General features: G+C 64.1%; 22 protein-coding genes. 12 read left to right on the forward strand and 10 right to left on the reverse strand.

The features are described 5' to 3' along the window. The first annotated feature begins 39 nt into the window (after positions 1-39). Positions 40-639 (forward strand): NUDIX hydrolase, encoded by a 600-nt coding sequence (locus OKA05_RS14170; protein ID WP_264487816.1) that lies wholly within the window; start codon positions 40-42, stop codon positions 637-639. 42 nt (positions 640-681) lie between these two features. Further along, entirely contained in the window at positions 682-873 is a 192-nt protein-coding gene (locus OKA05_RS14175; protein WP_264487817.1) for a hypothetical protein, read from the forward strand. Positions 874-885: 12 nt separating this feature from the next. Here OKA05_RS14175 and OKA05_RS14180 read toward each other — a convergent pair whose 3' ends face one another. Continuing rightward, complete coding sequence (locus OKA05_RS14180) at positions 886-1,236, reverse strand: lysozyme inhibitor LprI family protein (protein ID WP_264487818.1); 351 nt, start codon at positions 1,234-1,236, stop codon at positions 886-888. A gap of 150 nt (positions 1,237-1,386) precedes the next feature. Here OKA05_RS14180 and mgtE point away from each other — a divergent pair, with 150 nt between their 5' ends. The 6 genes from mgtE (at position 1,387) to OKA05_RS14210 (ending at position 8,566) form a co-directional block, all read left to right on the forward strand. Next, positions 1,387-2,784, forward strand: coding sequence for a magnesium transporter (gene mgtE / locus OKA05_RS14185; protein ID WP_264487819.1), 1,398 nt, complete (start codon positions 1,387-1,389; stop codon positions 2,782-2,784). Beyond that, on the forward strand, positions 2,781-3,179 hold the full coding sequence (locus tag OKA05_RS14190; RefSeq protein WP_264487820.1) for a protein kinase family protein: 399 nt from the start codon (positions 2,781-2,783) through the stop codon (positions 3,177-3,179). Before mgtE ends, OKA05_RS14190 begins: the two co-directional genes overlap by 4 nt. A gap of 25 nt (positions 3,180-3,204) precedes the next feature. Then, positions 3,205-4,005 (forward strand): SseB family protein, encoded by an 801-nt coding sequence (locus tag OKA05_RS14195; RefSeq protein WP_264487821.1) that lies wholly within the window; start codon positions 3,205-3,207, stop codon positions 4,003-4,005. A gap of 143 nt (positions 4,006-4,148) precedes the next feature. After that, positions 4,149-4,883 carry a M14 family metallopeptidase gene (locus OKA05_RS14200; RefSeq protein WP_264487822.1) on the forward strand — a complete coding sequence of 245 codons (735 nt, stop codon included), beginning with the start codon at positions 4,149-4,151 and terminating at the stop codon, positions 4,881-4,883. A gap of 37 nt (positions 4,884-4,920) precedes the next feature. After that, the gene (locus OKA05_RS14205; RefSeq protein ID WP_264487823.1) at positions 4,921-7,164 is read left to right on the forward strand and encodes a transglutaminase domain-containing protein; all 2,244 of its coding nucleotides are present in this window, start codon (positions 4,921-4,923) and stop codon (positions 7,162-7,164) included. Between the two features lie 244 nt (positions 7,165-7,408). Continuing rightward, positions 7,409-8,566, forward strand: coding sequence for a hypothetical protein (locus OKA05_RS14210; RefSeq protein WP_264487824.1), 1,158 nt, complete (start codon positions 7,409-7,411; stop codon positions 8,564-8,566). A gap of 91 nt (positions 8,567-8,657) precedes the next feature. Here the strand turns inward: OKA05_RS14210 and OKA05_RS14215 are convergent, their stop codons facing one another. Then, positions 8,658-9,005, reverse strand: a complete 348-nt coding sequence (locus OKA05_RS14215) for a P-II family nitrogen regulator (protein WP_211630810.1) — start codon at positions 9,003-9,005, stop codon at positions 8,658-8,660. A 583-nt stretch (positions 9,006-9,588) separates the two neighbouring features. Between OKA05_RS14215 and OKA05_RS14220 the strand changes: the two genes are divergently transcribed. Next, positions 9,589-10,692, forward strand: a complete 1,104-nt coding sequence (locus OKA05_RS14220) for an acyltransferase family protein (protein ID WP_264487825.1) — start codon at positions 9,589-9,591, stop codon at positions 10,690-10,692. Between the two features lie 72 nt (positions 10,693-10,764). Then, positions 10,765-11,790, forward strand: coding sequence for an L-threonine 3-dehydrogenase (tdh, locus tag OKA05_RS14225; protein ID WP_264487826.1), 1,026 nt, complete (start codon positions 10,765-10,767; stop codon positions 11,788-11,790). 7 nt (positions 11,791-11,797) lie between these two features. Here the strand turns inward: tdh and OKA05_RS14230 are convergent, their stop codons facing one another. Then, positions 11,798-12,178, reverse strand: a complete 381-nt coding sequence (locus OKA05_RS14230) for a hypothetical protein (protein WP_264487827.1) — start codon at positions 12,176-12,178, stop codon at positions 11,798-11,800. A gap of 81 nt (positions 12,179-12,259) precedes the next feature. Continuing rightward, positions 12,260-13,207, reverse strand: a complete 948-nt coding sequence (gene tilS, locus OKA05_RS14235) for a tRNA lysidine(34) synthetase TilS (RefSeq protein WP_264487828.1) — start codon at positions 13,205-13,207, stop codon at positions 12,260-12,262. A gap of 91 nt (positions 13,208-13,298) precedes the next feature. On the opposite strand from tilS, the gene OKA05_RS14240 reads away from it, so the two are divergent. Together OKA05_RS14240 and OKA05_RS14245 are read left to right on the forward strand one after the other, a co-directional pair. Beyond that, positions 13,299-13,673 (forward strand): rhodanese-like domain-containing protein, encoded by a 375-nt coding sequence (locus OKA05_RS14240; RefSeq protein WP_264487829.1) that lies wholly within the window; start codon positions 13,299-13,301, stop codon positions 13,671-13,673. A 53-nt stretch (positions 13,674-13,726) separates the two neighbouring features. Further along, positions 13,727-14,422, forward strand: a complete 696-nt coding sequence (locus OKA05_RS14245; RefSeq protein WP_264487830.1) for an SGNH/GDSL hydrolase family protein — start codon at positions 13,727-13,729, stop codon at positions 14,420-14,422. Here the strand turns inward: OKA05_RS14245 and OKA05_RS14250 are convergent, their stop codons facing one another. Genes OKA05_RS14250 through OKA05_RS14275 form a run of 6 tightly spaced genes read right to left on the reverse strand, consistent with a single transcriptional unit; the run spans position 14,423 to position 24,697 of the window. Beyond that, entirely contained in the window at positions 14,423-15,793 is a 1,371-nt protein-coding gene (locus tag OKA05_RS14250) for a multiheme c-type cytochrome (protein WP_264487831.1), read from the reverse strand. Between the two features lie 9 nt (positions 15,794-15,802). Beyond that, entirely contained in the window at positions 15,803-16,459 is a 657-nt protein-coding gene (locus OKA05_RS14255; RefSeq protein ID WP_264487832.1) for a DUF4159 domain-containing protein, read from the reverse strand. Beyond that, positions 16,456-19,338, reverse strand: coding sequence for a DUF4175 family protein (locus tag OKA05_RS14260; RefSeq protein ID WP_264487833.1), 2,883 nt, complete (start codon positions 19,336-19,338; stop codon positions 16,456-16,458). Before OKA05_RS14260 ends, OKA05_RS14255 begins: the two co-directional genes overlap by 4 nt. 20 nt (positions 19,339-19,358) lie before the next feature. Beyond that, positions 19,359-21,515 carry a vWA domain-containing protein gene (locus OKA05_RS14265; protein WP_264487834.1) on the reverse strand — a complete coding sequence of 719 codons (2,157 nt, stop codon included), beginning with the start codon at positions 21,513-21,515 and terminating at the stop codon, positions 19,359-19,361. A gap of 1 nt (position 21,516) precedes the next feature. Then, on the reverse strand, positions 21,517-23,610 hold the full coding sequence (locus tag OKA05_RS14270) for a vWA domain-containing protein (protein ID WP_264487835.1): 2,094 nt from the start codon (positions 23,608-23,610) through the stop codon (positions 21,517-21,519). 4 nt (positions 23,611-23,614) lie between these two features. Next, a complete protein-coding gene (locus OKA05_RS14275) occupies positions 23,615-24,697 on the reverse strand; it encodes a DUF58 domain-containing protein (protein WP_264487836.1) in 1,083 nt (360 codons plus the stop codon). Between the last annotated feature and the right edge of the window lies 1 nt (position 24,698).

A 24,698-nucleotide genomic window follows, 5' to 3' on the forward strand; every position in this document is an offset into this window, starting at 1 on the left:
GAAATCCCCGCAAAGCTGACGGAGATGTCGCCAGCCGAAATGTCCAAAGACCTTCTTTCCGTCAGCCGCGAATTGAAATCCATGGCCGAAGCCGGCCTGCGCTACTCCGAAGGACCCTACGACCTGGAACGCTACAAGCGCCTGCATGAGATCGCGTCCGAGCTGCTCGACGCGGAAGAGCGCGAGTTCCGCTGGCCGGTCGAGATTGGCTACGCGACTCCCAAGGTGGACGTCCGCGCCGCAGTGATCCAAGACGGGAAGATCTTGCTCGTTCGCGAGTCGAGCTCCGGCCAGTGGACCCTGCCCGGCGGCTGGGCCGACCTGAATGCCAGCCCCGCCGAAAACGCCGCCCGCGAGGTGCTGGAGGAAGCCGGCATCGTGGTGGAAGTGCGCAAGCTGATCGCCTGCTGGGACAAGGACCGCCAAGGCCACCCGCGCCAGCCGGAGCACGTCTACAAGCTCGTCTTCCTCTGCGAAGCCACCGGCGGCGAACTGACACTGTCCCACGAAACCGATGGCGCGGACTGGTTCGCGCCCGATGCCCTGCCCGACCTCTGCCCCTACCGTGCGGCGGAGCACTACATCACCCTGGCATTCACCCACGCCGCCAAGCCGGAACTGCCGACCTTGTTCGATTGAGAGGCTTTTCGAGTGGACAATGCGGGTTAAGATACCGCCGCTTTGAACGATCTCGAAGACATCCTGAAAGCGATCGCACGGTTGTCCTCCAAGGAATTGGCCGAGTTGCGAACTTGGTTCCGTCGCTTCGATGCCGACGCGTGGGACCGCCAAATCGAGGAGGACGCCCAAAGCGGGCGACTCGACGGGCTTTTCGAAAGACTCCAGCAAGAAAACGGGACCGGCAAACGCTGACCGCTCAACCCGTCACTTCTCCTCCAGCAGCAGCTCCTTCAAGCTCTTCACCCGCTCCTTGGTCAGGCGGCCGCGGATGCCCTCGTGGACGAGCGGCCACATGCTGCCGCCGCGGGCCTCCGCATCGGCGCGAAAAGCGGCCTCGGCGTCGCGCCACGCCACCCACGCGCGCTGGGATTTTTTGAGGTTCTCCTTCGCTAGATCGTCGAGGTTGGCGAGCACCTTCGCATAGACCTCGTTGAGTTCCTTGTCCGCCTTCTTGAAGGTCTCGGCGGCTTCGGCGTTCATTTCCTGCTGCGATTGTGCGGGCAACGCGACCGGCGCAGCCACCAGCAGGGCGAGGCAAAGGGGGAGAAGTTTCACGCGCACATCCTGACAACTCAGGCAGATCACTTCAATGGGAAGTAGCCGGGTAGCGCCGGTGTGGCCCGTCATCTCATTCCCACGAAGCGATCTAGCCGCCGTCACCTCTCCGCGCTTGGCGGTCCGGACTCGGCCCATACACTCCGCGCCATGCCGGACGACGAAGCCACCCTCCCCATCGATGAGCTCATGCGAGCCATCGAGGCGGAGGACCGGAGCGCCGTCAGCGCGCTGGCGGAGGAAATGCACTACGCCGACCTCGCCCACGCCTACCAGGAGATCGAGGAGGACAAGCACGAGCTGTTCCTCAAGACGATCGGCCCGGAAAAAGCGGCCGACATGATCGTCGAGCTGCCCGACACAATGATCGAGGAGGCGCTCGACGCCTTCAGCCCCTCCGAGCTCAAGGTCCTCTTCCACGAACTCTCCGACGACGACCGCGTCGACATCCTCCAGGACGTGGGCGATGAGGCGCGGCTGCGCTTCCTGGGCCTGCTCGGCCCGGAGGATGAGGAGCTGACCCGCTCGCTGCTCAAGTACGAGCACGATACCGCGGGCGGCCGCATGACCACGCGGATCGGCCGGATCTTCGATAATCAGACGGTGAAGCAGGCGATCGAGATGCTGCGTCGCGGCCAGGAATCGACCGAGACCCTCAGCCGGATCTTCGTCGTCGATCAAAAGGGCCGGCTGCTCGGCAAGCTGCGGTTCCGCGACCTCGCCTTCAACACTTGGGACACGCCCGTCCGCGACATCATGCGCGAGATCGGCCCAGAGCGCGTGCTCGCCACCGCCGACCAGGAGGAAGCGGCGAACATGCTGCTCAAGTATGACCTCATCGCGCTGCCGGTCATTGATGAATTCGACCACCTGCTCGGCATCGTCACGCACGATGACGCGATGGAAATTCTCCAGGAAGAAAGCACGGAGGACATCGAAAAGATTGCGGGTATCGGCGGTGAGCAGTCGGAGGAAACCTATCTTAACACCAGCATACTCAACCAATTCCGCCGCCGCGCCGGCTGGTTGACCGGGCTGGCCTTCGTGTCCTTGCTGTCCGGCTATGTGATGATGCGCTTTGGCTCCATCCTCAGCCAGGTGTTCCTGCTTTCGCTGTTCCTGCCGATGGTGGTCGCAGCCGGCGGCAACACCGGCGGGCAGGCCTCCACCATGGTCATCCGCGCGATGTCGCTCGGAGAAATCAGCCCCGGCTCGGCGGGCGAAGTCGCATGGAAGGAACTCCGCACCGGCTTCTTCCTCGGGCTCCTGCTCGGCACCTGCATGGCGCTCTTCACGGTGCTGCTACTGCCGTTTTTCCACCTGCCCATGCCCCCGGGCATGAGCTTGGCGAAGGTCGGCGTCGCGATCGCCATCGCGCTCACCACCCAGGTTACCTCGGCCACCTTCCTCGGTTCGCTGCTGCCACTCGGGGCACGGGCGGTGAATCTTGACCCGGCGGTCGTGTCCGCCCCGGCCATCGCGGCAATTGTCGATGTCTCGGGCATGGTCATTTATTTTACGGTGGCCCGCGCCATCTTGGGACTATGAAGGAACTGAAGGACGGCATTCGCGCCCTGGTGCGGCTCGATTGGATGGGAGGCGTCCACAAGCACTTCCGCGGCACCGATGCCGACAAGCGCTATGCCACCGAGGTGGCCGTGCTCAAGGTGCTCGAGGAACGCGGCTGTCCCTATGTCCCGAAGTTGATGGAAGAGCATCCCGACGAACTCTACTTCGTCTCCACGAGCTGCGGCCAACCGGCCACGTCGATTTCGAGAGAGCGCGCCGACCAACTCTTCGCCGACCTCGAGCGCGACTACGGCGTCCGCCACCTCGACGCCGAGCCGCGCAACATCACCTACGACGCGCGTGCGGGACGCTTCTGCATCATCGACTTCGAGCTGGCGGAGATATTGCCGTGGCCCGGTCCCACCGAGGAATAGGTGCCGGGCTCATTTCCCGATCAACATGTTTAAATTCTTCCAGAAAAAGCGCGAGCAACGCCTAGTCGCCGAAGCAAAGGCCCGGACATTCAAGCAGGTGCTCACGGATCTTGAAAACGGCAACGGCAACCCGTTGGAAGCAGCTCTCGTCCTTCATCTTACCGCGGATGACCAAGACTCGCTTGCCCGCTTTCTGATCACCTTGGGACGCTCCGAGCTTTGGTTGCTCAAAAAAACCGACGAACGTTTCGGCGATCCGGCGGTGACCGAAGGACCCGATGGCAATCCATTCGTCGCGGCTTTTTCATCACTGGAACGTGCCCGATCGGCGGCTGCCACTTGGCAACTCGCCAACCGGTCTTCAGCCATCAGCGCTCTCGAACTGGTCTTTGTCCTCAGTCCATCTGTCGGCTTCGTTCTCAATGCCGACGATCCACATCTCCAATGGACCTTTACCCCGGAGCAGGTCTCCAACCTCCGCTCCGTATTTGAGCAGAGCTACAACTATGAGCTGGGAGGCATCTACTCGATTTGGGGAGAGGGCGCGTTCAGGGCCGCCAAGCTGCTGGCGGCAGATGACGGGGGTGTCCACCTGCGAGTGTATGCCAACACGTTTTCCGAGCGTCCCACCAATGTAGATCCGGCATCGCTCACGCTGGATTCCAGTAACAGCGAATCCGTAAGAGCCATCGGCCACATGCCACTCGTTAGAGCCGGCTTTTTGGCCATGGGACCCAAGTTGCTCGCAACCACCCCGGTCACCGAAGATGAACTGGAAGGCTACAAGATGTGGAAAGACGCGGAGGGTGGCTACTTTGGGGCGTAAGCGCAATCCGCCGGGCTGCACCATTCACGCCACTCGGGATAGTCCCGGCTGGCCTGAAGGTTGAGTCTGCCGCCAACGGACCGGCGAGAGCTGCCCACGAATGCGCTTGATCGGTCCCGGCAGGTCCGGGGCATCTTCACCGCGTGGCCTTTGAGCTCCAGTCCTACCTCGCCGAGTTCGGCGCGCTAGCCCGCGACCGCGGGTTCGTCGCGCGGACGCTGTGCGAAACGTCTGCCGGACCCCTGGTGGTCTGGGAAAAGGCGGGCGACGGGCTTGCGGCCTACCTCTCCGCCGGCATGCACGGCGATGAGCCGGCGGGGCCCTGGGCAGCGCTGGAACTGCTCAGACAGGGTGCCTTCGATGACGGTCCGTGGCTGGTCTGCCCCGCGCTGAACCCGACCGGGCTGGCCGCCGGCACGCGCGACAACGCCGAGGGCATCGACCTGAACCGCGACTACTGGAACCGCCGTACTCCGGAAGTGCAGGCCCACGCCGCCTGGCTGGAGTCGCTGCCGTGCCCGCGGATTTTCATCTCGCTGCACGAGGATTGGGAAACCAGCGGCTTCTATTTTTATGAGATCAATCTCGGCGACGACCGGCCGGACCGCGCCGGGGCGATCCTCGAGGCGGTGCGCCCGTGGTTCCCGCCGGAGCCCGGGGCGATGATCGACGGCCACGACATCCGCGACTCGGGCTGGATCTACCACGCCGCCGAGGCCGACCTGCCGGAGAACTGGCCGGAGGCGATCTTCCTAGCCAAGCTCGGCTGCCCCGTGTCCTTCACCTTCGAAACGCCGAGCGCGAATTGCCTGCAGGACCGCATCGCCGCGCATGTGGCGGCGGCCAAGGCGGCGGCGGCATTTCCCGCGACTCTCTGAGATCGACGGCGCGGGCGGCGACGCTAGTTTGCCCGTCATGCGATTTCTCCTTCCCCTGCTTGGTTTGGCCGCTGCGGCGCTTGGCGCGCCCACCGATGACTTCATCGCCGCCGCCAAGGCGAAGCACGGCGAAGCCGGCGAGCGGGCGGCAAAGTTCCTGACCGAGCACATGCCGCGGAAGGACCATGAGACCCTTTCGGCGGAATTTCTCACCACCAATCTCGACCTGGCCTTCCAAGCCCGGAACGAGTTCCCGTGGGCGAAGCAGATCCCGGAGGACATCTTCCTCAATGATGTGCTGCCCTACGCGGTCTTCGATGAAACGCGCGAGGCATGGCGGCAGGACTTTTTGGAAAAGGCGCGGCCGCTGGTGAAGGACGCGAAGACCGCCACCGACGCCGTGCAGGCGCTGAACCGCGAGTTCTTCAAGATCATCAATGTCCACTACAACACCGGCCGCAAGGCGCCGAACCAGAGCCCCAGCGAATCGATCGCCATCAACAAGGCGACCTGCACCGGGCTCTCCATCATCCTCGTCGATGCCTGTCGCGCGGTCGGCATCCCGGCCCGCGCCGCCGGCACCCCGCTGTGGGCGAACGACCGCGGCAATCACACCTGGGTGGAAGTCTGGGCCGGCGGCTGGCATTTCACCGGGGCCGATGAGTACGACAAGGACGGCCTCGACCGCGGGTGGTTCGTGAACGACGCCGCGCAGGCGAAGGCGGACGAACCGAAGTATGCGATCTATGCGACGTCGTGGAAGAAGGACGGCCCCGCCTTCCCGATGGTCTGGGCAGAAGGAAGCAAGGACGTGGCCGCGGTGAATGTGACCTCGCGCTACGCGAAGGCACCGGTCCCCAGTCCTGCTCCGCTGGCAAAGCTCGGCGTGCGGCTTTTCCAAAAGAAGGGCGGCGAACGACTCGCGGTCCCGCTCCTGGTGCTCGATGAAAACGGCAAGAAGCTCGGTGAAGCGGTGACCAAGGCCGGCACGACGGATCTCAACGACATGCCACGCTTCGAGCTGAAGCCCGGTGCGAAGGGCTGGCTGCGATTCACCAAGGACGGCGAGCTGCGGGAGTTGGCCTACGGTCCGCTGGATAAAGGCGACCCGACGATGGACGCGGCATGGGACGATCTCGCGCCGGTGCCCTGCGCCGTCTCGACGGTGGAGTATTGGATTTCCTCACCGCGGAAGGCGGAGGATCTGCCAGGTGACCTGAGCAAGGCCGACGCCGCGCGTGTGACCCGCATGCTGGCCGCCGATCGCACGACCGCCCTCGCCGGGGAGCGCAAGGATGAGCTGGAAAAGAAGTCGATCACCGTGGGCGACAAGTCGCTGCGCTGGCTGGAAAAGACCTTCGGCGAAGCCCCCGCCGACGGCCGCAGCCTGTGGATCTCGATGCACGGCGGCGGCAATGCCCCGCCGCGGGTCAATGACCAGCAGTGGCAAAACCAGATCAAGCTCTACGAACCTGAGGAAGGCATCTACGTCGCCCCGCGCGCGCCGACCGATACGTGGAACCTGTGGCACGAAGGCCACATCGACCCGATGTTCCAGCGGCTGATCGAGGACCACGTGGCCTTGCGCGGCGTGAATCCCAACAAGGTCTATCTGATGGGCTACTCGGCCGGCGGCGATGGCGTCTGGCAGCTCGCACCGCGGATGGCAGACCGCTTTGCCGCCGCCGCGATGATGGCGGGCCACCCGAACGAGGCCTCGCTGCTCGGCCTGCGCAACCTCCCCTTCGCGATCTTCATGGGCGGCGCCGATGCCGCCTACGACCGCAACAAGATCGCGGCCACCAAGACCGCCGATCTCGACCAACTGGCGAAGGACGATCCCGGCGGCTACATCCACATGTCCCGGATCTACGAGGGCCTGCCGCACTGGATGAACCGCAAGGACGCCGAGGCGGTGCCGTGGATGGCGACCTTCACCCGCAATCCGTGGCCGAAGAAAATCGTGTGGCTCCAGGACGACATCACCCACGACCGCTTCTACTGGCTAAAGATCCCCGACCTGGCCGCGGCGAAACCCGGCCAAAAGATCACCGCGACCGTGGACGGCCAGACCATCCGCCTCGATGGCGACGTGCCCGCGAAGACCGAGCTGCGGCTTTCCGATGAACTGCTCGACCTCGACCAGCCGGTGACCATGACCGTGAACGGCAAGCAGGTCCACGAAGGGAAGGTCCCACGCACGGCCGCCGCCATCCGCACCACGCTGGCCGAGCGGCTTGACCCCGCGGCGGCGGCAGGTGCCGTGCTCGTGCTGCCATGAGAAATGTAGCGTCGGTCTGCGACCGTCGGAAACTAGCGGCAACAAGCCGCATCATGAGACTTCCGCTTCGAGGCGACAGCGATGCGGCCGATGCCGCCGTGAAAAATGTAGGCGCGTTCGTGAGAACGCGGAAGCAAGGGTGAGGATGGCTGCCAAGGACCACTCCGCGGTGTCACCACCGCGCCTACCGAGGAGGCTTGCAAATGCCGTTTACGGATCCGTGGGATTCATTCTATATGGCCGCATGGGAAGAGTCATTGCGGTCTTCATCGCGGTTCTGGCCTTCCTTGCCTTGATCGTCGGCCGTGTCGCGGTTTTCCGTCGGCCCGCCCCCTCCCACGGCGCTTCTGCCGCCGGAGGTTCGGTGACAGCCCCGCCCTTCGCGGCAGCCACGAAATCCCGTGAGCGCGAATCGCCGGATCTTTCCCTCGAGGCGCTTTGCGCGCGTCTTTCCAAGGCATGGCCCACGTCGGACATGGACGCGATTTACCGGGCCATCCGTCGCGATCTTGACGATCTAACCGCGGATGAAATCGTCGGGATGTTGGATCAACTTGCCACGGCGAACTGCGCAGCGACCGGGACGACGCTGGAGGTTCTCCTGCTGGATTTGCTGGGAAAGAAAGAACCCTCGCTCACCGCCGATCACCTGCTCGCGAGTTGCAAAGCCGGGGACATCAACTGGGACTTTTTCTCGTCGTCCTTCTTCGAGCAATGGATTCAGAACGATGCCGCGGCCGCTACCGCCTGGCTTGATGAGGTGCGACGAACCCGTTTGCCTGAGGATAGCTCCTTGGTGGTCGTCGTCCGCGGCGAGATCGCGGTTTTAGTCCAGCTTCTCGAAAAAGATCCCGCGGCTGCGATGAACCGGGGGCGCTCCTTTACGCCGAACTTCGCCGCCCTGGTCATCGACGCCGCCTTCCGCAAGCGATCGGAGTTGCTCGCACCGGATCAGGCGATCGAATTCCTGCGGGACGGACTCGGTCGCGAAAACCACGAGGCCCTCGTCGGCCACGTATGCGGCACACAACTCTATTCCAAGGGTCCGGACGACATGCGGGAGTTCTTCCGCAAACACGCGGCGACCTTGCCGGAACGGGAAGCCATCATCCGCGAAGCGGCGCAGATGAAAGTGCGCATGGGCTTCGGAGGCGATGCGGAAGCGTTCCTGAGCGAGTCGCGCCAGTTCGCGGAAGAGGAGGGCCCCGGAGCCGTGGATCACATCACGGCGGTCATCCTGGGGGAGACCTCGGATCGCGATCGCGAGGACCGCAAGGCAGTCGACCTGCTGCTGGGTTTCAACCCGGACGACGACGCCCTGCGCACGTTTTTGGAGATCCGGGGAGCAAGCATCGACAAGGCCCAGCGGCTGAGAATCGAAGAACGGCTGTCCCCTCCCTGAATCACACCTTCTTTCAACCCTGTGCTCGGGCACGAAAAAGCCCGGCTTCCTTGTTGGGAGAGCCGGGCTGATGAGAGGGAAAAAAATTCAGTTAGTTCACAGCGACCGCGGACGAACCGGTCTCGCCGGTGCGGATGCGGATCGCTTCTTCGATCGTCGAGATGAAGACCTTGCCGTCACCAATCTTCCCGGTGTTCGCGCTCTTGACGATGGCCTCGGCCACGCCGCCGGCCTGCGCGTCGTCCACCACGATCTCGATCTTCACTTTTGGGAGGAAATCCACGGTGTACTCGGAGCCGCGATAGATTTCCGTGTGGCCTTTTTGACGGCCGAAACCCTTAACTTCAGTCACGGTCATGCCCTGCACACCGACTTCGGCAAGGGCCTCTTTCACTTCCTCCAACTTGAACGGTTTGATGATCGCTTCGATTTTCTTCATGGTGCGGCGGATTGGTCGATGAGCCTTGAGCAATGCCCGTGCCAAACGCGGCAGGGAATTTTTAAAAACTACGCAATGCTACGTGCGCCAATGTTAGTTGGCCAGCGGAAATCCGGTCAATCTCAAGAGTTTCCGGCGATAAAGAGTTGCTGCCTGTGGCTTTTATCAAAGTGGATTTTACACCTTTCCCACACCCCTGAACGATTCCCTTCCACCTCCAAACCCCTCTCTCCGCTGGTTCCGGTTCGTGCTCTGGCTGATGCCCACCTGTCTCGTCTTCACGACCTTCTCGGCACTTGAGCCGCTCGCGTCCATGGTAGGGGGAGCTCCCACACTCTGGCTGTTCGGATGGGGATGGCTAAACTTTGCTGCGACCTGCGGGCTGGGGATCTTCGAACAGCGGCTAAGCGCTCCAGAACCACCGCCCGACGATGCCTTCTCATCTTCGGCCGCGTCGTTTGTGCTTCTCCAAGTCTTTCTAGTCCCAAGCTCCTTTCTGATCATGTGGCTTACTGCCAGATTGATCTTCGGCTAATTCGGCGGCCCGTTTCAAAGCGGTGGCACTCTGGAATTTTTTCCTGTGATGCCGGTCATCCCATGGCAGCGTCGCCGCGCCTTGTCCGCCCCGCGAAACACCCAACTGGATGGCTGGCGCGCCTTCGCCGTGCTGGGCGTGATCTGGCTGCACTGGACGCCGCGAGAGTGGCGCGGCGCCCTGCCCTTTGAGATCGGACTGTATTTCTTCCTGATTCTCACCGGCTTCCTGACCACGCGGGTGCTGCTGCGCGACCGTGATGCGGGCGAAAAGCTGCGCAAGCCCTGGAAGAGAATGGCCTTTCGACACTTCCTCAAGCGCCGGGCGGTCCGCCTGCTGCTGCCCTGCTATGCGGCAATGCTTCTCGGATGGCTCTGTGGTTCACCGGACTTAAGCGCTCATCCCCTCATTTACCTCACGCACGTGGCGAATATCCACATGGCCTTCTCGCCGAGTTGGCCTCCCGGCACTGCGCACTACTGGACCCTTGCGATCCAGATCCAGTTCTTCCTGCTCTGGCCGCTGGTAATCCTCTACCTGCCTAGGAAAGCGCTGTTGCCTGCCTTGATCGCTTTCACTTTGTTGGCTCCGCTTACCCGCTGGGCGGCTCTCAATTATTTCCCACAGGTTTATCACGCCGGGGCCCTGTCTACCTCGGCGGCGGATTACTTGGGGATGGGCTCACTGCTGGCGCTGGCCATGGAACGTGGGATGCCGGCCGGTGACCGCAGGCTGCGCCTCGCCGCTTGGCTGGCCTTCGCCGGTTATCTCGTCCTGTATGTCTTCGATGAATCCGGCCATCCGGTTACCGGTCTGCGGCACGTCCAGCAGACTCTGCTCTCGATGGCTTTCGTCGGGTTGATCTCGGCGACGTTGCGCGGCTTCTCCGGTGCGTTGGCAAAGACGCTGGAGCATCCCGTGGCGCAGCACATCGGGCGGATCAGCTACGGGCTCTATCTCTTCCACACGATAGTGCCGCTGGCTGTCGGCAAGCTGATCCCTTGGCTGTGGTGGACGGAGGGCCACGATCAGACGATGCTGTCGCTGCGTATCCTCGTCTTCGCCCTCGGCTCTTGGGGGATCGCCTATGCCTGCTGGCGCTACCTCGAGCAGCCTTTGGACCGATTCCGCCAGCACGCCCGTCCGGCTTAGTCACTTTTCCGGTGAGGAAGCTATTTCCCTAGCCGACACCCGGCACGCGTGCACGATCCCACGCGCATCCGCATGAAAGCGCTCGTCAAAGCCATCGCCGGTCCCGGCCTCGAAATGATGGACGTCCCAATGCCCGAAGTGGGCCCCATGGACGTGCTCATCAAGATCAAGAAGACCTCCATCTGCGGCACCGATGTGCACATCTGGAAGTGGGATGCCTGGGCGCAGCGCACCATCCCGGTGCCGATGCATGTCGGCCACGAATTCTGCGGCGTGGTCGAGTCGGTGGGCTCCGGCGTCACCGACATCGTCCCCGGCGAACTCGTCTCCGGCGAAGGCCACATCGTCTGCGGCCGCTGCCGCAACTGCCTCGCCGGCCGACGCCACCTGTGCCCGGAAACGCTCGGCGTGGGTGTGAACCGGCCGGGAGCCTTCGCGGAGTATCTTTCGATTCCTTACCGCAACGTTTACAAGGTCGACCCCTCGATTCCGGAGGAGGTCATCTCCTGCTTCGACCCGCTCGGCAATGCCGTCCACACCGCGCTGTCGTGGGACCTCGTCGCGGAAGACGTGCTCATCACCGGCGCCGGCCCGATCGGCTGCATGGCCGCCGCCGTCTGTCGCTTCGCCGGGGCTCGCCATGTGGTGGTCACCGACGTGAACCCATGGCGCCTGGAACTCGCGAAAAAGCTCGGTGCCACCCGCACCGTGAATGTCGCCGAAGAGTCGCTTTCGGACGCGATGAAGTCGCTCGGCATGAAGGAAGGCTTCGATGTCGCACTGGAAATGTCGGGCCATCCGTCCGGCCTGACCGACATCCTCAATCACACCTCGAACGGCGCGAAGGTTTCGCTGCTCGGCATCTTCCCTGACAAGGTCGCGATCGACTGGGACAAGGTGATCTTCAAGGGCCTCGTCCTGAAGGGCATCTACGGCCGCGAGATGTTCGAGACGTGGTACAAGATGAGCAGCATGATCCGCGCGGGCCTCGATATCTCGCCGATCATCACGCACCGCTTCCCAATCGCGGATTTCAAGAAGGGCTTCGAAACGATGATGTCCGGGCAATCGGGCAAGGTGGTCCTGGACTGGGAGTGAACTCTCCCTATTTCTTCGGCTCGGCCGATGGAATGAGTGGAATTTCGTAGGTTTCCCCATCGGAAACTGCCGAACTCAAGACACCCGTGTCCGGAACTCGATGAGCGACCCGCAAGGTGGCCCGTTCGGTCCACCCCGTTGGTAGGATCAGGAAGATCGAAACGCCATCGGGTCTTTCGGAAAAGTTCACCGGTACATGCAGGTCGAGCCCTGTCTTGCTGGCACGCTGGAGGTAAACCGATTGGACCGGCTCGGCATGGGCCGCCTTCGGAATCCTGACGCGCACTGAGGTGGTTTGAGTGGCGGGGTCCGGCTTGATGACCGCACTGAATCGCTTGTCCTCAGCCGGAGCGGCAATGAGCGATGTCGCCGTAACGAGTATGGCCACGGCGAGGGAACGGAGTGGAGTCAGGGGAATCATGAGGTTGGAGCGTATCAAAGGGTGATTCGGGTTATTGGCGAGCCTCCATTACGCCGTGAAGAGACGCCCTGCCCGCCGCCGCAAGACACGGCCTCCGGGCAAATTCACCGCGGGAGGTCCATCCACATCGAGCAACGCCAGTCCGCGCAGCACGAGATCCCGCGACAGCTCCGCCACGCCGGAACTACGAAGGTAATCGTACAAGCACGCCGCCTGGAGTTCGCTCGGTAAGGTCCGCAGCTTCGGCAGATGCAAGCGGCCCTGCGGATCGAGCACCGCCGCTTGTTTCACGGCCCAACGTTCGATCATACGATGCTCGGAAGATGAACCCGCAGCGCGCACCAGCGAATCGGTGACATCGCGCCGGGCGATATCGGAGAGCAACGGCAGCACCTCATGGCGCAGGCGGTTGCGCGCGGCGATCGGCTTGGCATTGGTCGCGTCTTCGCGCCATGAAAGCTTCTCGGATGCAAGCCAACCGCGCAGGTCATCACGCCGTGAGGAAAGCAGCGGCCGCAGGCACTCGAGCGGCCGGCCAGCGACTTGGAGCACCTGGCTTTCCTGCATGCCTGAGAGGCCGCGGCTGCCGCGCAGCAGATTCCACAAGACGGTCTCCGCCTGGTCATCAGCGTGGTGCGCAAGCAGCAGTCGCGGGCAGCGATGCTTTCGCGAACATAGGGCGAAGAAGGCATGCCTCGCCTCACGGGCCGCGGTTTCCAGCGAGTCGCCCTTCTCCCGCATCACCGCGCGCACGTCCGCCTTGCCGGATTCGCACGGATAGCCGAACGACCCCGCGAGCTTCTCGACGAAGCGTGCGTCTCCCGTCGAAGCCCGTCCGCGCAGGCCGTGGTCGAGATGGCAGACGATCACCTCACGAAAGCCGTGCCGGTGCAGCAGATGCAGCAGCGCCACCGAGTCCGCTCCGCCGGAAATGCCCGCGAGGTAGCGCTTCCGCTTCGGGGCGGCATCGAACCAGGCGACTTCCGGGATAGGCACCGCACAGCCATGACCAAACCGCGCGAGTTTTCAAGTGACGATCGGCGGGAGGGCTCTTGCCGCGGAAGCAATTCCATCGGATGTTCAGGCCATGAAGCTCGTCGTGCTCCTTTCCAGCCTCGCCCTCGCCACCAGTCTGCCCGCCGCGGACGAACCCGCACCGGTCAAGGTCGAGCAGGTGGAAAAGCAGCTCGCCGATGGCGCGCAGCTCCTCGACGTGCGCACTCAGGAAGAGTGGAAGGAAGGCCACCTCAAAGGGGCCAAGCTGGTCCCGCTGGCGCAGGACGGCTTTCTCGACAAGGCCAAGGCCGCCCTCGATCCCAAGAAGCCGGTGCTCGTCTATTGCAAGTCCGGCGGGCGCAGCGCGAAGGCCGCGAAGCAACTGCGCGAAGCCGGCTTCACCGTCTACGACATGGCCGGCGGCATCACCGCCTGGCAGAAGGCTGGCAAGCCGGTGGAGAAGTGAATCACGGTGCCGGCGGGCAAGAACGGCTTCAAAGGGGGCGTAGCATGTCGTCCATGAAGTGGTTGCTGCTTCCATTCTTCCTGCTCTTTGCCGGCTGCGCCGCGATCTCGGCCCGAGAGCCGCAGGTTCCCGCCTCGCTCGTCGCCGAACTCGACAAGACCTGGCCGAAAAACCGCAGCATCCATCTCGTCTTCCACGGTCATAGCGTGCCATCCGGCTATCATAAGACGCCGGAGGTGAAGCCCTTCGACTCCTATCCGCTGATGGCCATGGAGAAGATCCAGAAAGCCCATCCTCATGCGGTGATCAATTCCATCGTCACGGCAATCGGCGGCGAAGATAGCGTGAAAGGCGCGGCGCGATTCGAGAAGGACGTGCTCACCTTGCGTCCCGACATCGTTTTCATCGACTATGCGCTCAACGACCGTCGCCAGCCCGAGGCCGACGTCGAGAATGCCTGGCGATCGATGGCACGGGCGGCGAAGGCGAAAGGCGTTCCGGTCGTCTTTCTAACACCTACCGGGGCCGACAACGTGAGAATCGATGAACCCGACGAACCGCTCGAAATACGCGCCGCGATCATTCGCAAGGTGGCCGCGGAGGAAGGCGTGCTGCTGGCCGACGTGTGGGCTGCGTGGAAGGCGGATCTGAAGCGCGGCGTGAAGCAAGACAGCCTGCTCAGCCAGGCCAATCACCCGAACCGCAAGGGTCACGAGATCGCCGCCAAGGTCATCGGGGACCTGTTCTGATCATTCCTTCCCGTGCTCGATGAGGGGCCAGAACTTGTCCCACTCGAAGGGCCGTGAAAACTCGCCGTGGTGACAGGTTACGCAGTCTCCCGGGCCCACGGGGCGGAACTTGAAGGCGGTCTTCTTGCCATCGCGGAAATGCGCGACGTGCTCGCTCGCCGGGCCGTGGCAGGATTCGCAGCCGACATCGATGAGCTTCTCTTTTCCAAATGGCCGCCGGTAGCCGGATGGCCGGCCGAAGCCGACGGTGTGGCATTCGATGCAGTGCGGATCGGCATCCGAGCCCTTCTTCACCAGCGTCTCGAAGGCATGACCGTGGCCGGATTTCTGCCAGCTCTCGAAAGCCTTCGGATGGCAGCTCTGGCAGGTGGCGGAGCCGACGTAGGTGGCGGCTGGTTGGACACCGGGGATGGCGCGTGGATCAACGGCATTCGGGTCGTCCACTGCCAGCGGCGTGCGGCGGATCTCGTCGCGGAATTCGCTCACCAGCTTCTTCAGGTCCGGATGCTGCGGGATGCCCTCCTCTAACAGCGTGATCTCGTAGGCCGGATCTAACAAACGCGTGCGGGGTTCGCCGCCAAGGGTCGCGGTCAGGGTGCCGACGGTGCGAGCTTCATTCGTCGTGAACAGCACGATCGAATCATTCTCACGGATCAAGTCCTGAGCCGGTCCGCCGACATCGCCGCCGAGAATGAGCGCGAATTCATAGTAGTCGCGCGCCAGCCGTCGCAATTCGTTCTCCTTCGCAAAGGCCAGCAGCACGATGAGGTCCGCCTTTTCACGCAAGGCCGGAAGCTGGCGTTCGATCGCTTCATCGAGTCCCAGCACGGCGATTCCTTCACCGGCATCCACCACGCTGGTGGGCGACACCACGCCAAGAATGCCGATGCGCTTGCCCGCTGCCTCGACGATGCGGAACGGCTCCAGAATCTCCTTCCGTGTGGCATCCACCAGCGACGCGCTCACCAGCGGCACCGCCGAGGTGGCCGAGAGCGATGCAAGCGTCTTCGCCGGAATGGCAGCTTCGGCAGCACCCATGTTCAGCGCGGCAAAGCCCATCTCGCGATAGCCCCGCGCGAGGTACTGGTACTGGACGAGGTCGTAGTCATTCACCCCGGCGAGCGCGCCGCCGACGTCGAGCTTCAGCGTGTCGTGGCGTTCCGGCCGTTCTTCCAGCCAGGTCATCAGCCGCGTCAGCCCACCGTGCTGACCGGTGAAGCAGCCACATGGCTCAAGGCGCCCCGACGTGTCGCAGGTGAAATGAATCGTCAGCTTCTGCGCCGCGGCCGGCTTGCTCGGAGATCCATAGTAGTGGATCGCCGCAGCCACCGCCGCGCAGATGACGAGACCGATGAGGAGATACTTCTTCACGCGAAAAGCTCAGTGAAGGAGGGCATAGGCCACGGCATTCACGTTGACCTGCTTCGCCTCCTGGATCTCCGCTCCGCCGCAGCAGCAGCAGCCCTTGGCATTGGCGGCGTTGTTCAGCCCCTCCGGCGAATGCACCAGCGCGAGGCGTCCATTGATGAAGATTCCCTTCAGGCGGGTGGTGCCGCCGCCCTTGACGTTGAGCTTCGTGATCTTGTGGACCGTCGCGAAGATCTCATGATCCATCGGGATCTCCTTGAGTTCATGGCCGGGCAAGGCGAGCGCGATCTCCTTATGGAACGCTTGGTTCCACGGCGCGCTGGAGCAGCCGGGGCTGGAGAGAATGAAGCCGCCGTTCTCAAGGTAGCGGCGCAGGTTCGCGCGCTCGGAGTCCTTCAGCTTGAAATCGCCCTCGCCGGTGAACACGCACAGCGGCGTGGTGAAGACCTCATCGGTCGCGAGCGCGATGCGGGCGAACTTCGGATCGATCTTGAGCCCCGTTTCGGTCGCCGTCTCGGAGAGAAAGGTTTCGGCGAAGCACACCGAGGTCTGGTTGTCGCCATAGACGAGGTTTCCGCAGCGGATGGTCTCGGTGTTCCAATCGACGGCGAAGGCCCGCGACAGGAGCAATGCTGTTAGAATGAGGAAGGTCTTCATAAGCCGGTTCATTTCTCGGTGGTCAGCCGGCGGAAGTACGCGTCGGCGATATTTTCATACTCCATCAAAAGCGAGGACGAACCGGGCGTGGCGGTGCGTCGCGAGGAAAGTTCGTCGGGCTTGCCGCTGTCTGCCGCATCGATCCGCGCGGTGGGGCTGCCGGGCATGCCGTCGCCGCCCTGGTCACCGCGGCCGGCCATCGCCCGCGACAGCGGACCATCGAGCAGCGATTCGCCACCGATCACGTCGGCCTCACCGGGGACCTGGCCGGCGGCCATCATGCCCGAGGCACCGGCACCGGAGGGGCCACCGCCAGGGGAGCGGAAATTCAGGGACTGCATCATCTGGCGGAATGAGTCGCCGGGATTCATGCCGCGATCCAGCCGCAGCGCCTGATCCATCCCCTGTTGCACGCCTTGCAAGCCGGGTTGGCCATTCTCGGCGAAAAGCTTCTCCATCTCCTCCAAAAGCTTCTGCGCCTGCGGATGAGCGCCATCGGCACGACCTTCTAACATATCCTGCGCGGCATCCCTCGCCATGCCCGGCATGCCGGCCTGATCCATCGCATCGGCGAGTTGCTGCGCGCTCTCGGCAGCCTGCGGGAACTCCTCCTTCGCGGCCTCGGCGTCTTGCTTCAGCTTGCGGCCGAGTTCATCGAGCTTGCGGCCAAGTTCGCGTTGCTTCGCTCCCATCTCGCGCATCGCAAGCCGGTCGTCAGGGGTGAGTTCCTTCTTCTCTTCGTAGGCCTTCGATTGCTCGGCGAGTTCTCGCTGCTGTTGTTCGAGCTGCTTGAAGAGATTGAAATCCTTCATCAGCTCGTGAAGCTGGGCGAGGTCCTGCAGCGGTTCCTGCACGCCCTTCTCTGCTGCACTGCGCTCCCCTTCCAGCCGCTCGCGCTGGGCCTGGGCGGCCTGCGCCATGCCATCGAGCTGTTCCTTCGTGGGTGACTGAGGCGGTGGCGGCCCGGCTTCAAGCGCCTTCTCCGATTCACGGCGGTTCTTCTCCGCCGACTCGCGCAAGGTCTTGGACTGTTCGTGAAGCTGCTCCTGCAACTCCTTCTCGAAATCATAGACCGGATCCTCGCGGCCGAAGTCGGACATCTCCTCGGCCAGTGCTTCGAGCTCGTGATTGAGATCGTCCTGCTCTTGGAATGCCTTGGCCAATCCGGATTCGAGTTCCTTGTCGGCGGGATCCTTTGCCTGCTTCTCTTGCAGCTCCTTCAGTGCCTCCTCGATCTCACGCTGGGCCTCGACCTTCTTCTGCAAGCGATCTAACAGACTCTCATACTTGCCCGCGATCATCGCGACGTCAGCGCGCTTGCGGAGGAAGTCATTGTACTGCTCCTCCGTGATCACGCCCATCTTGCGGGTGCCGGTGCGGGTCATCTGCGGCTCCGGCCGGGTATCCACGGCCTCGGCGAAAACGGTGATCTCGCTGTCGGCCTTGGCACCCAGCGCGGCGAGGTCGAGGTTCTTCTCAAGCCGGTGCCGGCGGACGTCCGGCTTGTCGAACTCCGCCACCACGGGCTCGCCGAACTTCCCGTCGATGCCCACATGCAGCCGCACCGAGCGCAGCCCGTAGTCATCAGTGGCATCGATTACCAAGGGCAGCTTCAGGTTCTCCACCACGAAGGCATCGCGCTCCGGTGTGGTGATCGTGATGGCGGGCGGTAGGTCGCGGGTCACGGTCAGGGTGGAAGTCGGCGCCTCGGTCGCGGCGTGGCCGGCGATATCCACCAGGAAATACGACAGGCGTCCCGAAGCGGTCGCCGTCAGGGATGCCGAGGCGCTTTCCTCCGGGCCTTCCGGCGCGGGCAGCAGCGGGAAGTCAGCCGATTTGTCGGGTGCCGTGAGCAGCGTGACCTTGCCCTCGCCGAGCGGCCGGTTCGAGCTGAGGCGGAAGGTGATCGCCGTACCTTCAAGCGCTTGCAAGCCGGTGAAGCGGAACGGCAACTCGCGGGCCGGTTGCCCCGTGTAGGCGGGCGGAGCGATCGTCACCATCGCGGGTCCGATCTGCGGCGTCAGGATGAGATCGATTCGCCGGCGCTGGCTGCGGCTGCTTTCACCGCGGGTGTGCGCCGTGATTTCCAGCGGCTGATGGATTTTTTCCAAGGGCGCGATGAAGGTGCCGTCGCCGCGCGGGATCATCGCGACGGTGAATGGTGCGCCTTCTCCATCCGGCCGGGCCGTGAGAAATAACTCCTTCGGGATGTGGCCACGCGCACGCGCCATCACCACCACCGATTCGCCATAAAGGATCGACGTCCCGGCCGCGGGTTTCTCGATCTCCAATCGCGTGAACGACAGCGGCGGATGATCGCCATGGGGATCGAGGAAACGCAGCCACTCGCGCTGCGCATCCGAGCCACCGAACAACGTGATCGCCATCAACAGCACCGGCACGATCAAGGCGCGGCGGAGATAGCGAAAACGCTGCGGATCGCGCGCCAGCACCGGGAACGCCGCGGTATCCACCGAACTCGCCGCCTGAGCCACAGCCTGCCCCGCCAGCTCGCGGGTCAACGGCGAGCCCTCCGCCGAGCGCGCATTGGCATCGAGTTGGAGCAGGTTCACCAGCTTCGAACCCAGCGCCGGATCGCGCGACTCCAACAAGCGCGCGATCCTCAGTAGCGGCGGCCGCGCGAAGCATGCGATCACCGCGGCCACCGCAAGCACCAGCGCGATCGCCACAGCGATCCCGAGGCTTCCTGCAAGCCGCACGCCATCGGAGAAATGGAACAGGATGTCCGCCACCATCAGCAGCGGCACCGCAAGGGCGATCCACACCAGCGAGCGCAGCACCAACCGCAGCGCGCGATGCCGCGCCTCGACAGCACCAGCGCGCCGGAGCATGTCGAGCACGGATGAGGAGGGGAGCGGTTCGTCTTTCATGGCGATCAGAGCGAATCAAATCAGATCAGGCCCCAGCGGCGGCGAGCATACCAGTCCGCGGCGAGGAGGAAACTCACAAGAAGCAAAAGCCACGGCCGGTCCCACAGCGAAACGCGGCGGGTGAGCGGCGCTTGCTCGGCCGCCTCGCGCAGGAGATCACGCAGCAGCGGGCCGAGCTCGACGGCATCGATCCGCCTGCCGCCGCTGGCCTTGGCGAGTTCGTCGAGATAGGCGAGGTCCATCGCGGTCTCAACCGACTCGAGGTCCTCGCGGAAGACGATGAAACTCGCCCCGAGCGTCTTGCCATCGGGAGCGGTCACCTCCGCACGGTAGCGGCCGGTTTCGCGCGGCGTGAACTCGACCCGGCTCAGCATGCCGTTTTCCTCCGCCGTCATCACGACGCGAGTGACGGGCGCGCCATCCTTGGAAAACGACACGGTCGGCGGCGCGGCCGGAGCATCGCGCCCGTGAACGCCGAAACGCAGGCGGATCGTTTCGCCGAGCGGGAGGTTTGCCGTATCGGCGCGCAGCGAATAGCCTTCGAGCGGTGCCACGCCGCCATTCGCAAGCAGCCACAGCGAGAGCTGATCCCAGAAGCGGTCATACGCGTTGTTGTCGTACTCGGCCTGCGGATTGAAGACCCAGCGCCACAGATTGCCGACGCCGAGCGACAGCGTCTGACCGCTGCCGTAGCGACGATAAACCACTGCCGGTGCCTGGTCCTCGGAGACGGAGAAAGTCGTGGCCAGTGTCTTCGGCTTGCCAGTGGCGGGGAATGCAATGACCTCCGGAAACTGGTCCGCCGCGGCGACCTCGCGCAGCAGGCGGAAGGCCGGCACCGAGCCGGCCTGAGGCGTCACTTCCAGCCGCGCGCCGCGGGCATTGGAGGTGTCCCAATCGATCGGCGGCAGCTCGGCACCCGTCGCCTGGCCATCCGGCCATGCCTTGCCACGCGCGAAGACCACGATGCCGCCGTGATCCTTCACCCACGAATAAATCGCCGCGATACCGTCGGCGCCGATCACCTTCTGGACGTCGCGTCCCAGCACGACGAGGTTGTAGGGAACGAGGTCCTCGACCTTCGCCGGTGGACGCAACTCGGCGGCGACACGTTCCGGATTCGAGCGGATCGGCCGCACCCGATCGCCGGTGAAGGCGACCAGCGAGTCGATGTCGAACTTGTCGTTCCGCGCGAACGAGCGACGCAAAAACGTGGTGTCCCAAAACGGCGTGCCTTCGATTTCGAGGATGCGGATCTTTTCCGAGATGACGTTGAGGTAAGTCGTCGCGCTGTTGTTAGAGAGCTCGCGCTCGTTGGCGACGGGCGACAGCCGGAAGGTGTATTCGAACTGTCCCGGCTCCTCGTGGGAGACGGTGAAGGAGACGTTGTGGTAGGACTGGTTGCCGGTCTCGACGGTCTTGCGCTCGACCAGCTTGCCGCCCAACAGCAGGTCCATGCTCAGCGTCTCGTGCGGACAGCCGGTGGCGCGGACGAAGGCTTCGAGTTGCGTCTTCTGGCGGACGAACGTGTGCGGGTGGTAGTTCGCGATGCGCACCGAGACATCGCGGCCCGACTCCGCGGTGCCATAGGGCATCGTGAAGACCGGGATGCCGCGCGCGCGGGTGCGGCGCGCCGTCTCGCCCGGCGGAGTGAGATCGAAATCGTGGCCGTCCGTAAGCAGGATGAGTGCTGCGGGCGGCGGGTGATTCGCATGGCGAAGCAAGGTCGCGATCGAGGTGTCGATGCGCGTCGTCTTGCCATCGGCGGGCTTAAACTGGAGATCCTCCGCACGCACGGACGCAGCATCCTCGCCGAAGGTGAAGAACCGGTAGCGTCCGCTCTCATCAGCGAAAACGCCTGCCTCCGAGAGATCATCGCGCGCGGCATCGATGCGGCTTTTCCCATCGGCATGCGGTTCCGCCATGCTCGCCGAGGTGTCGATCGCGAACAGCACCGACTTTTCTCTAACAGGCACGGGCACCGGTTCCTCGCGATACGGCTGAAGCAGGATCGCCAGCATCAGCAGCAACGCGACGAGCCTCAGCGTCAGAAGGAAGAGGTTTCTAGCAGCTCCCAGCCGCTTCCCGGAACGGAAGTAGAAGAACACGGTCGGCCCCAGCACCACGAGGGCGACGAGCAGGATCCAGGGCAGGGGGATGACGGGATCGAAGAGCACGTCAGGCGGTTCGCGGTTTGAAGGTCTTGAACAGGATGGCCTCGATCAGCAGCAGGCCGAGCGCGCCAAGCAGGAACCAGTGGAACACCGGTCGCCCGCGCAGCAGGATACCGTAGTCCGCGGTCTCACCGACGTAGGTCGCGCCCGGATTGCTGCCACCGGCGCGGTCCGGCAGCACAGCGGGATCGATCGAGCGGAGGTCGGACTCGCGCGGATCGGGATTCACCGCGAAGGCCAGCAGGTCGCGACCATCACCACCGGGCAACCGGTAGAATCCGGGAGCCGTGGCGGTAAAGGTGAGGCGCAGCCGTTCGCCGGAGGGATCGCGACGTACGATGGGCTTCGTACTTGGCGGCACGATGAATTCACGCCCGGTGGCTTCCGCGGCCCAGCTTTCACCGGAGATGGTGTCGCCGGGGACGTAGGATTCCATCGCGGCGTTCGCGGTGTCGCCCATGCGCAGCAGCATTTCATGGATCCATGCCGGGAAGAGCCGCTGGCGGGCGAGATTGCTCGAGGCTTCCGAGACCGAGAAATTGCAGATCACCAGCGTGCCGAGGCCGATCTGGCTCTCGGTCAGCGCGGGCGTGCCATCGGCGTAGTTCAGCAGCGTGCGACCGGTGCCGGTGGGCACGGCATGATAGAGGTCGTAGAATTCCAGCAGCGAAAGATTCTGCCGCCGCTCGCCCTCGAACAGCCGCAGGAAGCGCGAGCGGAAATCGCCGCTGGCCACCTGCATCGCGCCGCCGGGCAGGTTTTCCGAGCTGAGCTTCTCCGTAAGGCGCAACGGCAAAGCCTCGCCTAACAGCGTGGAGACCTTGTCGAGATTCGCGCGATCCGACTCGCCGTCGAGGAACAGGATCATCCCACCCCCGCCGCGCAAGAACGTGGCCAGCGTGCCCGCCTGCTCATCGCCTAACAACGGCAGGCGCGATGCGATCAAGCGACTGCTGGCCGAAAGCGCCGCCGGCGTCAGCCCGCCGGGCTCCAAGGGCCGCGGACGATACACGCCCTTGTCTCCGCCATAGGGATCGACGGCGGTCCGCAGGAAGAGCGATGGCGCAGGCGTTCCTCCATTGGCCTCCGGGCCGGTAAGCAGCACGACCTCCTCGCGCTCACGCACCTGCACGACGAGATTCCGGGTATCATCGGCGGGCAAATCATCCGGCTGAAGCGTCGCGGTCAATTTCTGCAAGCCACCAGCGGGCACCGGCACGACCAGCGGCGCGTCCGTCTCCGACCACGGAGCGAGCATGATCTCCCGCTCGCGCAGATGGGCGGGATCGAAGCCCGCCTCGATCTTGCCGCTCCACGGATTCGGCGAATGATTGGCGACACGGATCGAAAGCTCGATCTCGCCACCGGCAATGACAGCTCCTTCCGCGAGCTTGATGCCGGTCACCGCGCGGTTGCCGCGTTGCTTCTCCCCGGTGGCGGACACAAAGAACAGCCGCGCATCCGCTGGCAGCGAAGCGTAGGCGACATCCGCCCAGTTGCCGCGCTGGAAGTCGGAGAAGTAATAGACATCGAGCTCCCCCTTCTCATCCCGCGCGAGTTCGGCGGCGAGTTGGTTGGCCGCGTGGAAATCCGCCGTGCCCACCGGTGCCGGCGAGTCATCAAGGAAGGCCATTGCCGCATCGCGCAGCGTGGAGAACTCGATGAACGCAGACGCCGGCGAGGCATCGACGCGGATGACATTGAAGCGGTCCGCGGGATCGAGCGAATCCAACAGACGCCGCGCCTCCCCCTTCGCCCGCGACAAGGCCGTGGTGCCACCCTCGGCGTGGGTCATGCTGAGCGAGTGGTCGACCAGCAGCAGCACGCGCCGCCCTTCCTTCCCATGAGCGGAGGCACGGGACGCGATCACCGGCTTGAGGAACGCGCCTAGCAGCGCGAGCAATGCCAGCGTCCGCAACAGCAGCATCAGCAGGTGCCGCCAGCGGAACAAGCGCGAGCGACCCGCGACCGTGCGGCGGATGTCCTCGATCGACGAGAACAGGAAGCGCTTCGGAAAACGCCGGCTGAGCCAGTGGATGAGGAATGGAATCCCCGCCAGCGGCAGCAGCCAGATCAGCGAGGAATTGAGGAAGGACATGGCTTCAGTTCTTGGCGGTGCGGAAGCCGAGGTAGGACTCGATCGCCTCGCGATACGGGCTCTCGGTGCCGAGTGAGGTGAACTCGACGCGGTGCTTCGCGCCATCGGCAGCGAGCGACTCGCAGCGCTCATGGACGCGGGCGGCGTAGGCGTCGCGGATCTCGGCCGGCTCGACCTCGATCGATTCGCCGGTCTCCATGTCCACGAAGCGCGCGAGCGGGGCATCCGGCAGCGTGCGTTCCTCGGGATCGAGGATCTGCATCAGCAGGATCGCGAAACCGCGATGAATGAGCGGGCCGAGGGCATCGAAAATCTCAGCGGGATCGTGGCCGAGGAAATCCGAGAGAATGACCAGCCGCCCGCGTCGCTTGTAAAGCCGGCTGCACTCGGTGATCGCGCCGGGCAGATCTGTTAGGCCGGTGGCCCCGTAGGCCGGCCGCACCAGTGAGCGCAGCGCGGAAAGCAAATGCCGCTGGCCGCCACCGGCCGGCAAGTGATCGACGACGCGGTCGGCGAATAGCGTGAGCGAAGCCTTGTCGCCCTGCTTCATCATCAGGTAGGCGAGCGCCGCGGCGATGCGGGCGGCCCGGCGGCCCTTGTTTTCGCTGCCACCGCCGAGGAAATCCATCGAGCCGGACGCATCGACCAGCAAGTGGACATCCATGTCGGTCTCCTCGCGGTAGCGCCGGATGACCAGCTTGCGGGTGCGTGCGTAAATGCGCCAGTCGATCGCGTGGACCGGCAGACCGGGCAGGTAAGCTTGGTACTCGGCGAATTCACCGCCGCTGCCGAGGTCGGGCGACTTGTGGCGTCCGCTGAACTGGCTTTCGACGGTGGTCTTCGCGAAAACGATGAGGTTCTTGAAGCGCTCGAGCTCCGCCTGATTGAGCAGGCGCAGCGCCTGATGCTCGCGATTCCTTTCCGCCGCGGCATCGGGAGTGATGGCGGTGGGAAACGGCGGGGGTGTCGTTGGCAGTGATTTGGGAAAGGGAGGCGGAGACCCCGCCGTCGCCCTCTGCAGCGCCGACGCGAAGCGCGCGCCCAGCACGGTCGGCTCGCCACGAGGCTCGGGGATCGGCGTGGCCATG

It is taken from the genome of Luteolibacter arcticus, from assembly GCF_025950235.1.
Classification (GTDB): Bacteria; Verrucomicrobiota; Verrucomicrobiia; order Verrucomicrobiales; family Akkermansiaceae; genus Haloferula; species Haloferula arctica.

Excerpts from the sequence above, each read along its gene's own strand:
- OKA05_RS14240 (WP_264487829.1), top strand. The coding sequence starts at position 13,299 with ATGAAGCTCGTCGTGCTCCTTTCCAGCCTCGCCCTCGCCACCAGTCTG.
- OKA05_RS14215 (WP_211630810.1), bottom strand. The coding sequence starts at position 9,005 with ATGAAGAAAATCGAAGCGATCATCAAACCGTTCAAGTTGGAGGAAGTG.
- OKA05_RS14190 (WP_264487820.1), top strand. The coding sequence starts at position 2,781 with ATGAAGGAACTGAAGGACGGCATTCGCGCCCTGGTGCGGCTCGATTGG.
- OKA05_RS14220 (WP_264487825.1), top strand. The coding sequence starts at position 9,589 with ATGCCGGTCATCCCATGGCAGCGTCGCCGCGCCTTGTCCGCCCCGCGA.
- OKA05_RS14205 (WP_264487823.1), top strand. The coding sequence starts at position 4,921 with ATGCGATTTCTCCTTCCCCTGCTTGGTTTGGCCGCTGCGGCGCTTGGC.
- OKA05_RS14255 (WP_264487832.1), bottom strand. The coding sequence starts at position 16,459 with ATGAACCGGCTTATGAAGACCTTCCTCATTCTAACAGCATTGCTCCTG.
- OKA05_RS14195 (WP_264487821.1), top strand. The coding sequence starts at position 3,205 with ATGTTTAAATTCTTCCAGAAAAAGCGCGAGCAACGCCTAGTCGCCGAA.
- tdh (WP_264487826.1), top strand. The coding sequence starts at position 10,765 with ATGAAAGCGCTCGTCAAAGCCATCGCCGGTCCCGGCCTCGAAATGATG.
- OKA05_RS14245 (WP_264487830.1), top strand. The coding sequence starts at position 13,727 with ATGAAGTGGTTGCTGCTTCCATTCTTCCTGCTCTTTGCCGGCTGCGCC.
- OKA05_RS14260 (WP_264487833.1), bottom strand. The coding sequence starts at position 19,338 with ATGAAAGACGAACCGCTCCCCTCCTCATCCGTGCTCGACATGCTCCGG.
- OKA05_RS14170 (WP_264487816.1), top strand. The coding sequence starts at position 40 with ATGTCCAAAGACCTTCTTTCCGTCAGCCGCGAATTGAAATCCATGGCC.
- OKA05_RS14210 (WP_264487824.1), top strand. The coding sequence starts at position 7,409 with ATGGGAAGAGTCATTGCGGTCTTCATCGCGGTTCTGGCCTTCCTTGCC.
- OKA05_RS14270 (WP_264487835.1), bottom strand. The coding sequence starts at position 23,610 with ATGTCCTTCCTCAATTCCTCGCTGATCTGGCTGCTGCCGCTGGCGGGG.
- mgtE (WP_264487819.1), top strand. The coding sequence starts at position 1,387 with ATGCCGGACGACGAAGCCACCCTCCCCATCGATGAGCTCATGCGAGCC.
- OKA05_RS14275 (WP_264487836.1), bottom strand. The coding sequence starts at position 24,697 with ATGGCCACGCCGATCCCCGAGCCTCGTGGCGAGCCGACCGTGCTGGGC.